The organism is Pseudomonas taeanensis MS-3, assembly GCF_000498575.2.
In the GTDB taxonomy this organism is placed as follows: domain Bacteria; phylum Pseudomonadota; class Gammaproteobacteria; order Pseudomonadales; family Pseudomonadaceae; genus Aquipseudomonas; species Aquipseudomonas taeanensis.
Genome location: NZ_AWSQ01000012.1, coordinates 74,545 through 82,666, shown reverse-complemented (window position 1 = coordinate 82,666; position 8,122 = coordinate 74,545). Strand labels below are relative to the sequence as shown.

General features: G+C 57.6%; 9 protein-coding genes. 5 read left to right on the top strand and 4 right to left on the bottom strand.

The genetic code is table 11. The features are described from left to right. Positions 1-387 precede the first annotated feature (387 nt). The gene (locus tag TMS3_RS24230; RefSeq protein ID WP_025167874.1) at positions 388-1,683 is read right to left on the bottom strand and encodes a site-specific integrase; all 1,296 of its coding nucleotides are present in this window, start codon (positions 1,681-1,683) and stop codon (positions 388-390) included. Next, positions 1,670-3,559: a MobH family relaxase gene (gene mobH, locus TMS3_RS24225; RefSeq protein ID WP_235576683.1), complete on the bottom strand. Its 1,890-nt coding sequence runs from the start codon at positions 3,557-3,559 to the stop codon at positions 1,670-1,672. Before mobH ends, TMS3_RS24230 begins: the two co-directional genes overlap by 14 nt. 247 nt (positions 3,560-3,806) lie before the next feature. On the opposite strand from mobH, the gene TMS3_RS24220 reads away from it, so the two are divergent. Together TMS3_RS24220 and TMS3_RS24215 are read left to right on the top strand one after the other, a co-directional pair. Next, complete coding sequence (locus tag TMS3_RS24220; protein WP_025167872.1) at positions 3,807-4,124, top strand: hypothetical protein; 318 nt, start codon at positions 3,807-3,809, stop codon at positions 4,122-4,124. Between the two features lie 126 nt (positions 4,125-4,250). Further along, positions 4,251-5,024: a CHAD domain-containing protein gene (locus TMS3_RS24215; protein WP_025167871.1), complete on the top strand. Its 774-nt coding sequence runs from the start codon at positions 4,251-4,253 to the stop codon at positions 5,022-5,024. Positions 5,025-5,135: 111 nt separating this feature from the next. Here the strand turns inward: TMS3_RS24215 and TMS3_RS24210 are convergent, their stop codons facing one another. Together TMS3_RS24210 and TMS3_RS24205 are read right to left on the bottom strand one after the other, a co-directional pair. Then, positions 5,136-5,990, bottom strand: coding sequence for a sterol desaturase family protein (locus TMS3_RS24210; protein ID WP_025167870.1), 855 nt, complete (start codon positions 5,988-5,990; stop codon positions 5,136-5,138). A 73-nt stretch (positions 5,991-6,063) separates the two neighbouring features. Continuing rightward, on the bottom strand, positions 6,064-6,798 hold the full coding sequence (locus tag TMS3_RS24205; RefSeq protein WP_025167869.1) for a helix-turn-helix domain-containing protein: 735 nt from the start codon (positions 6,796-6,798) through the stop codon (positions 6,064-6,066). Between the two features lie 152 nt (positions 6,799-6,950). On the opposite strand from TMS3_RS24205, the gene TMS3_RS24200 reads away from it, so the two are divergent. From TMS3_RS24200 to TMS3_RS25520, 3 genes are read left to right on the top strand one after another with little or no spacing between them, the layout of a single operon-like run. After that, positions 6,951-7,091 (top strand): thioredoxin domain-containing protein, encoded by a 141-nt coding sequence (locus tag TMS3_RS24200; RefSeq protein WP_200929757.1) that lies wholly within the window; start codon positions 6,951-6,953, stop codon positions 7,089-7,091. Next, complete coding sequence (locus TMS3_RS25525) at positions 7,091-7,381, top strand: hypothetical protein (RefSeq protein WP_025167867.1); 291 nt, start codon at positions 7,091-7,093, stop codon at positions 7,379-7,381. The genes TMS3_RS24200 and TMS3_RS25525 overlap by 1 nt, the downstream gene beginning before the upstream one ends. Before the next feature lie 14 nt (positions 7,382-7,395). Then, entirely contained in the window at positions 7,396-7,812 is a 417-nt protein-coding gene (locus TMS3_RS25520; RefSeq protein WP_235576682.1) for a cytochrome c biogenesis CcdA family protein, read from the top strand. Positions 7,813-8,122 lie beyond the last annotated feature (310 nt).

Genomic DNA, 8,122 nt, shown 5'->3' with positions numbered 1-8,122 from the left:
GAATCCCACACGACCCACCATTTTCACCATGGTGGTATGTAGTTCTAGGAAGGGTATTGCAGTGCCGTCTTGCTAGTCTTGCAGCCGTCTGGGGCGAACATTAGATTCGCTCTGGAGTGATGTCAATATGGAACAGCCCGCCTTTTTAGGCGGGCTGTTCTGTTTCTGGTGCTTTATTCCTTTCTGTAGGCGTGCGAAATCGACCCCGATGTGACCGAAAATCACAGGGGTTGCGGCCAGTTGCCTCTTCTTTGAAACGCGTTCGACTTGTCATTGACGCCACTTTTCAGGCGTCAGTCGGCACCATCCCTCGCATCTGTAATGAGATCTCGCGATCAGGCTTAGATGGCGAAGTGCCGTTCGTCGGTAGCTGCGCCGGAAAACAGCCTAGGGAGATGCTCTAGCATTGGCTGTCTGTCCAAATCCCCCTGCCGTGCCGCTGCTGCGACGGCTGAAGGATGGTGCCCTCTGCATATTCGCTATTAGCGTGAACAGCATGTTGGTTTCGAACAGTTCCCCGGGTGGGAAGGGCGGAACCGAATCAACCGACGAGAACTCCAGCGGCAGCGCGCTGCGGTCAGTCGGGGCGGTAGGCATTTGCCCTGACTCACACGGCTGCCGATTGGACGTAAGGTGCTCAATCTGTTGAATGGCTTGGTTGGCTGGCTCTCTATGAAGCCTCTGCTCCTGGTCATTTGTAGGCTGGGGTATTGCTCCACTGCTATCTACCCGACGCACATGCTTTAGAGCGCCCTGGGCAAGGCTGCGCTCATGCAGGACAGCACGCATGTGGTCGTAGTCCGCCTCGATGTAGTTCATCGTTGTAGCAATGTTCGTGTGATTCAGCAGGCTCTTGGTCAGGTGGATATTCCGCTCCGGCTGCTTCATTAGGTCCGTGGCCAGCGTGTGGCGAAACCTGTGCGGTGTCATTCTCACGCCGATCTTGTCGGTAAGCTTCCGGTACATCGCTTCCACCTGGTCGATGTTCATTTCCTTGCGGTGGTAATGCCGAGAAAAGCGATTGACGTTGAACAGCTGGTCTTCGGGTGCAAAGCCCCCGCCCTTTGCCTCGTCCAGGAGGCGCCGTAGGTGTGGTGCCAGACCCTCCATGATCGGCACAGAGAATTCACGGTGTGTTTTCTCGGTTTCACCACGAACAAGGATCATCTGCTTGTCCCAGTCAATGTCCTTGTAACGCAGACAGAGCAAGGCATTCAGTCGGATGCCTGTGTAGTAGAACATTTCGAAGGTAGCCAGCCAGAACCAGGCCGGCGTGATCTTGCTCCTGTCGCCGGTGCATTGCTCTAGGTCCACCAGTGAGGTGAGCCAACTCCGTGCTCGTTGAATAGCGTCACCGGCGACTGTCTTGCTCGGTCGTTTGGGCGGTATCACGGTGGTCTTTTTGAACGGGTTGATCGAGGTATGGGTCAGGATTCCATGCTCTAGGCCATACCCCCAGATGGTGCGCAGGTGGTTGGAGTACGTATTCCAGCTCCGTTTGGACAAACCATTTTCCAAGACTTTTCGCCGCCAGGCCAAAATGTTGCGGTGATCGATCGTTTCGACATCGACACCGCCGAAGTGTTTGATCAGTGCTTTGGTTGCGGCCAGGTAGATCTTCGCACTGGCAGCACGAAGGTCATGCGCAAAGATGTATTCCTGGGTCAGCTCAAGAGGCGTCATTATTCAGCCCCGCTGCTTCGGTTTTTAGCGTCAGGCTAACGTTATCGAACGGGACCTCGGCGAAGATGGTGTGGGGATCACGCAGCAAATAGCCGCGGAGCTGCTTCGACTTGCGGGGACCAACCACATCACACGTCCAGATGTTGAGGCTCTTGTCGGTCTTCCGGTGCAACTTCTGTTTCTCGAAGCTGCGCTGGACAAGCTGCCAAGCATTGGTTTGCTGGACTTTTGCCTGCTGCTCGATCGCGGGAAACTCTTGCACGAACCGCTTGAAGATGCCCGGGGTAACCAGCATCGCTGTACCAGCTACCGTATGTACCAGGGCCTTGGTGTCGTTGATGATTATGCGACGGGAGGCGATGCCTGTTCTAAGCCAGTCAACAAATCCCTGTCCCAGTTCATTCGTACTGCTAGGCTTCATTCCTTTGTCTTCGATATATGCTGGAGACCCGTCATCGGTCTCAAAAGGTTCATGTGGGAGCGCATTCCTCTCTTTTGGAGTGGGGGCGGCGGTCGCTGAGCCTTGGCTAGTGTCTAGCTCTTCTGATGTCGAAGTGATATTACCAAAAAGTGCCAGTAATTCGTCTACTTCGTTGTCACGGTTTGTTGACACCTGTGGTGTGGTCGCAGGGGTGTTCGTGTGTGCTGTGGGGAAGGGGGCCGCGTTCTCAATCTCGGCAGGACTGTCGATTTGTGGCCCTACTGGCTGACCCGCCAGCGTTTCCTCCGCCGGCGCGCCTGCCTCCTCGAGCTCGAGTGTGCCTGCAAAGCCGGCAGGACGATCCTTCGCGTCTGGCCAGATAAGCGCTGGAGACAGCTTCAGTACAGTGAGCGTGTTTCTCCAGCCGCGGCCATTGTCGATGGTGGCTTTCCAGATCGCCTTGTCCTGGGCGTTCGTCTGGATTACGCCCTGATCCTGCAGCATGTTGAAAAATGGTGCGTTCGAGCTTGGGATACCCTCTATGCCCTGAGCCAGCAGATAGGCTCTCAGCTGGTCCGCTGTGGGTTTGCTGACAAGCCATAGGGCGTCCTGGGTCAGCCAGCCATTCGCCGGACCCTCTGGGTGGTTCAGCTTGTACTTCTCGCGCACCAGGAAACGCAGGCCTTCGGCCAACTGTCGTTGTAGCGATTGCTTCGGCGCCGCCAACGCACGCTCGGGGTTTCCTCCCAGCTCTTGAGCTACAGAAGCTTGGTCGGCTTTGATCACGATCTCACCGAGGATGCCGGCGTGCTCGTACTGTCCGGCCAGGATGAAGATCAACTGCGACCACAACTCAGGGAAACCGCTGAGCCAGTCCAGGAGGTTGGGTGTGAGGATTTGCGAGTAAATCAGCGCTGCAGCTGCCCCGTGTAGTTGATAATTACGCCCCTTCACGTACCGGAATCGATACGTGCGACTGATTGGGCCATGCCATGGGTGCCATGCCTTTCCGCCTTCCAGCTCTACATGCATATCGACGGCGATCTTGCCGAGGTCGTGTATCAGTGCTCCGTAAGCTGCAGCAGCTGACCAGGCTTCGGCCTGTGCTGACTGAGATTCAGGCGGAGCCCCTATGGGGAGGAGGTATGTTTGCCGGATCTTCAGCGCGTAGGCGACGATTTCGAGGCCGTGATCCAACATTCCACCAGGGTGTGCGTGGTGATGGTTTTCCGAAGCAGGGAGTTGCTGGACCAGCTCAGCAAACCGTTCCAACGGCTTCCTGTAAATCTCGGCGAACTGTTGGTGAGACAGCGATGCGCGCTGCCAGATGTTCTCAAGCAGCTTCTGGCGGCGCGGTGATGAAAGCAGCTCCTGGCTGTGCGCGGGTTGTAAGTATCCGGATGGAGAATGGCCAGTAGAGGGCAGGGCATTTCTGCGGCGCAGGAAAGAAAACATGGCTTGCTCCATGACGGGGTCATGGGTTGGGTTTTCCGCTATCGGGTGGGTGGGTCACAAGGGAAAAGCCATACTGACGCAATAGGTGATTTTGTGGGCAAAGTGCCATTATTGCGTGGGAGCGGTTCCTGGCTTTGGAAGCCTCGGCGCACTCGACGCGCCCGAGGACGTGCTCGATCAAGTTTGCGCAGCGGTCGAGGGAGACCCTCTGCCGCATTCGACATTGCTGCCCTTCGAGGCCAAGTAGATGATCAAAATCCATTGGTTTGCCGTTTCAAATCCTGAACAAAAGCGCTATCCCGAATGGCGGCGATCCTTCGGGATTACCGACGAGGGTGCCGTCTTCGTGCCGGCCGCCATGGCCGGCGACAGCTCGGAACACCAAGTGATGCTCTGTGCGGCCGATGATGGCCAGATTACTGCGGTTCATCTCGACCATCACTTTGTACCCAGCGGCTGGCTCAAGCGGGAGTTCACCAAGCATCGCGAGTTGATCGAGATCATTGAGGCGCGGGCGCAACTGGTAATCGCTGCCACGTTTCAGCAGGCAGGCCCGACGGATTGATCCAGACAACGGCGTCTCTCTGCTTTCAGCGATGCACCGAGTCAGGCTAGTGCCAGTGACTTCAGCTATCGAAAGCATGGTCGCCATCAGTTAATCTGAGTGCTCCATATCTGCAGTGGAGGGCAGATGTCCTTTGTCGACTCGATAGTCGTCCAAGCGCTATCTCTAGAAACGGCGCTCTTCCATGCCTATGCACGGATGGAAGCCAATACGGATGAGGAAGCGCTGCATGACCTGCGCATCAATCTGCGGCGCTTGAGAAGCTTGCTTCGGCCCTTGCGCGCGTTCGATGGCGTCGCGTTGCTCGACGCGGCGGCGGCCGAGGTCGGTTCACTCACGACGCCCGCTCGCGACCTGGAAGTGCTGGCCGCCGAATTGGTGCGGCAAGGCCTCAGGCAACAGGCCAATGCGCGTCAGGCTATCGCTCGTTCTAGCTATGCCGCCATAGTGGAAAGCTCGACGCTCAATCAGTTCTTTGCCCGCCTGGATGCATGGCCGTCTGATTTCCGTGAAGCTGAACGTCTTGGCCAACTACGCCGGATCAAGCAGAGAATCGCGAAACGCCTGCTGAAGCAGGTGGTGCAATTGAACGCGGCCCTGGCTGATCCCCATCATGATCGTCACGAACTCCGTTTGCTGACCAAGAGCGCTCGCTACGCCACCGATGCCTACCCTCAGCTGTCACCGATCTCCGTCGAGACTGCCACCTCGCTCAAGCGTGTGCAATCGGCACTAGGGGACTGGCACGACCACTTCCAATGGTGTCTAAAGTCCCAGCAGGAGAATGATCTCATGCCCTTGCAGCAACACTGGCAGGTTGCAGCCGAAGCAGCGCTGAGGAATGCCGAGGTCGAGTTGCTGCAGCTATCAGAACTGCTCGGCAACGACGTGCAGGCATAAAAAGTCGCCTTGGGTAACGGCCCGGTCAATTGGATGCGCCAATCAATCGCAATCCGCGCGACGTCTGCTACCGGCGTATGGCCTCCGAAAAGGCCACCGCAACCGAGCAAGCTACGGACTCCTGAACGGCTCAACAAGCTGACCCACATAGCCTGTCGGATAGTCGCGGTCACGCAGTCCTACTTCGGCGCTGCCGGGCTTGCTTGCGCTGTCATTGAAGGTCCCAAGCAGCAGATCCCACACCAGCAAGAACTTACCGAAATTGACCTGCGCATCCTCGAAGTCGCGTTTGTGATGCCAGCGATGCGTTTCTGCCACGCCGATGATGCGCCGTAGCCAGCCCAGCGAGTAGTCCAGATTGGAGTGCTGAAAAGCCAAATGCACCGTCAGGATGCCGAACCAGGTGGCCACGAGCGCCGAAGGGGTACCCAGCGCAAAGAGCACGAGCAACCCAGGCCCCGCCATGATGGCGGCATGCAATGGGTGCCTGCGCTCGCCGTTCATCCAGTAGAGCCGCTCAGCGCTGTGATGCGGCTCATGCAAGCGCCACAGCCACGGAACGTGGTGGCTGATGCGGTGCATGGCGTACAAACTAAGGTCCAGCACGGCGGCGACAATGACCAGCTGAGCCCACAGCGGTAACTCTGTCGGGAAGACCCGAATCTCTGCGGGCACCCAATCGCCCAGCCGGGCCAGAACGGTCGCCGTAAACTGGATCACGGACAGGTTCACGACCATATGGATGATGTCGGTAAGGGAATCGTGATGATCCTCCAGCCAGTCGCCGCGGAACGGCTGCACGCGTTCCAGCAGCGCCACCAGTAGAATCCCTAGGGCGGCAATGATCGGCGTGCTGGGCCAATACGGAATACCCGTGTAGAGCAACCAGATCATCCAAGCTACGGTCCCGCCAAAGATTGCTGGGTAGCTGAGCCAACGGATCATGAACCTGAGTGAATTGCCCATCGTGAAGCCCTCCCTAAGATGACTCCACTTTGTGCCAATCACCTGTGATGGCGCTTGAACGGAAAAGCTGAATTCAGCCTTTCAGGCTGACATGACCCAAGGCGGATGACGGGTCGAGGCCAAACAGTTCGCGGAAGGTGCGGGAAAAGTGGGCAGCGTCAGCGAAGCCGGCAGCGTGGGCGGCGGCAGTCAGGTTGGCTCCGCCGGCGATATGCTGAAGCGCTATGACCAGACGACTCCATTTTCGGTAGCTGCGCAGCGGCAGGCCGGTCTGTTCGACGAACCAATGGGAGAACCGGGTAGGGGAGAGATGAACACGTATGGCCAGCGCCTGCCGGCCATTAATCGGCGCCTTTAGCGCAGCGAGGACCGATTGCAGTCGCGGATCGGATGCCGGCGGAGTCGTAAGGTTGAGGACACGGCGCACCATTTGCCGAATCTGATGGGCCGAGGGATCAGCGCTGCTCAGCAATTTTCGCAGCGCTGCTGTATCCCCAATTTCAATCGGCGTGATGCCCACCCCGACGTTATCGGGAAGTGCTCGCGCCTCATCCGACAGCGCGTCGAGGTAGATCGACAATACTTCGTCAGCTTCGATCCGATGGGAAACTCCCGCCCTGATGCAGATGGCCCTTGCCGTCAGCGACGAGGATGGAGACTTGACAGTCAAGCTGCCGTTCAAACTGACGGTAATTTGATGCGCCATGTGGCTATGCCAATCGTGATTGCCGGCGTGCCCCAGAAAGATCCCGAGCCCGGGTGATATCCAGGCTTTACCGCGCCACCAGACGCCCTGCGGCAGGGTCATTGGAAGGGCTCCTCAAGCGCCCACATCGCGCCGACTCTCGATCTTCCGAATCTCGGCTTGGAATGCGTCATCAAACAGGCACACAAGGCGAACTCCGTGCGATTGCGGCGTCTGTGCTGGGCGAAGATCGCCTAGTTTGGCGCGAGGTCAACGTGCTTAAAGAATTCGATTACGCGGTCTCGCTCGGCGTACTGAGCATGCCGGCCATTGCCATAAATGGCGAATTGAAGTTTTCGTCACTGCCTACCCCTGAGCAGTTCCGTACCATGCTGACCACCCTGGAGTCTTGCTGATGGACGCCGAAACATTGCTCCAGGCGGTGGCTCAAGCCAGCTTCGGGGCGCTGTGGATAGGATTCGTGACGGGCTTTGTATTCAGCTTCAATCCGGTCGCGCTAGCAGCGATCCCGGTTTCGCTCGCGTACGTGACGACATCGCGCGCTTCTCGCCAAGCGACTTTCTATGGCGGTCTCTTTGTCCTGGGCATGATTCTGACTCATGTGGCTTTGGGCCTGGCCTGGCAGCCAGTCTGGGCGGTGGATGGGGGCAACACCTGCTTGGCCGTGCATGGGGTTTGGTGCTAGGTCCGCTACTGATTGTGTTGGGCCTGATCTGGCCAGGATGGCTGCGTCTTCCACTACCGGCATTGAAGTTACGAGCCAAACCCGTAACAGGGGCGTGGGGTGCTTTTGCACTGGGCGTGCCATTTTCTGTAGCGATCTGCCCGTTTTGCACGCCAGCGCTGATCGTGTTGCTTGGCGTTTCTACTGGCATAGGTTCACCCGTTTTCGGCGTAGCACTACTACTGGCATTCGCTTTGGGGCGCGCGATTCCTATCTTGCTGGGCGCAATTGCTGTGGGCTGGCTGGAAAACTTGTCGGGGCTGAGAAGATTCCACAAGATTTTTGAAGTCATCGGCGGGATTCTGTTGATCCTCTCCGGCCTGTACATGCTCAACGCCTATTTTGTCGTCGTACCCGGTTTGGCTGGCTGGACCAGTCAGCTTATTTCGTGAAGGGGATAGGGGGGCGGGATAAGCAGCGTGAATGTCCAACGCCATGGGGTGGTTGATAAGTACGGGTGACCTTTTCTCCGCTGATAGGCGGCCCTTTCGGGTAGGGCTTTTACCTTTGTGAACCATTCCCTTCGCTCTTGCAGGCCATTTCCTTTTGGGCCATTTGTGCTGCTATCCAGGCGGCAGGTGGAGCTGGACTTTCATGGCGTCATGTAACAGGCGTATGACTTCACCGGCCTGCTGGCCGGGCTCCTCAATGTGCTGCTCCAGGTTCTCGCGGCCGACCCATGTTGACGCCGATCATGGACGA

Excerpts from the sequence above, each read along its gene's own strand:
- TMS3_RS24210 (WP_025167870.1), bottom strand. The coding sequence starts at position 5,990 with ATGGGCAATTCACTCAGGTTCATGATCCGTTGGCTCAGCTACCCAGCA.
- TMS3_RS24230 (WP_025167874.1), bottom strand. The coding sequence starts at position 1,683 with ATGACGCCTCTTGAGCTGACCCAGGAATACATCTTTGCGCATGACCTT.
- TMS3_RS24215 (WP_025167871.1), top strand. The coding sequence starts at position 4,251 with ATGTCCTTTGTCGACTCGATAGTCGTCCAAGCGCTATCTCTAGAAACG.
- TMS3_RS24220 (WP_025167872.1), top strand. The coding sequence starts at position 3,807 with ATGATCAAAATCCATTGGTTTGCCGTTTCAAATCCTGAACAAAAGCGC.
- TMS3_RS24205 (WP_025167869.1), bottom strand. The coding sequence starts at position 6,798 with ATGACCCTGCCGCAGGGCGTCTGGTGGCGCGGTAAAGCCTGGATATCA.
- TMS3_RS25525 (WP_025167867.1), top strand. The coding sequence starts at position 7,091 with ATGGACGCCGAAACATTGCTCCAGGCGGTGGCTCAAGCCAGCTTCGGG.
- mobH (WP_235576683.1), bottom strand. The coding sequence starts at position 3,559 with ATGTTTTCTTTCCTGCGCCGCAGAAATGCCCTGCCCTCTACTGGCCAT.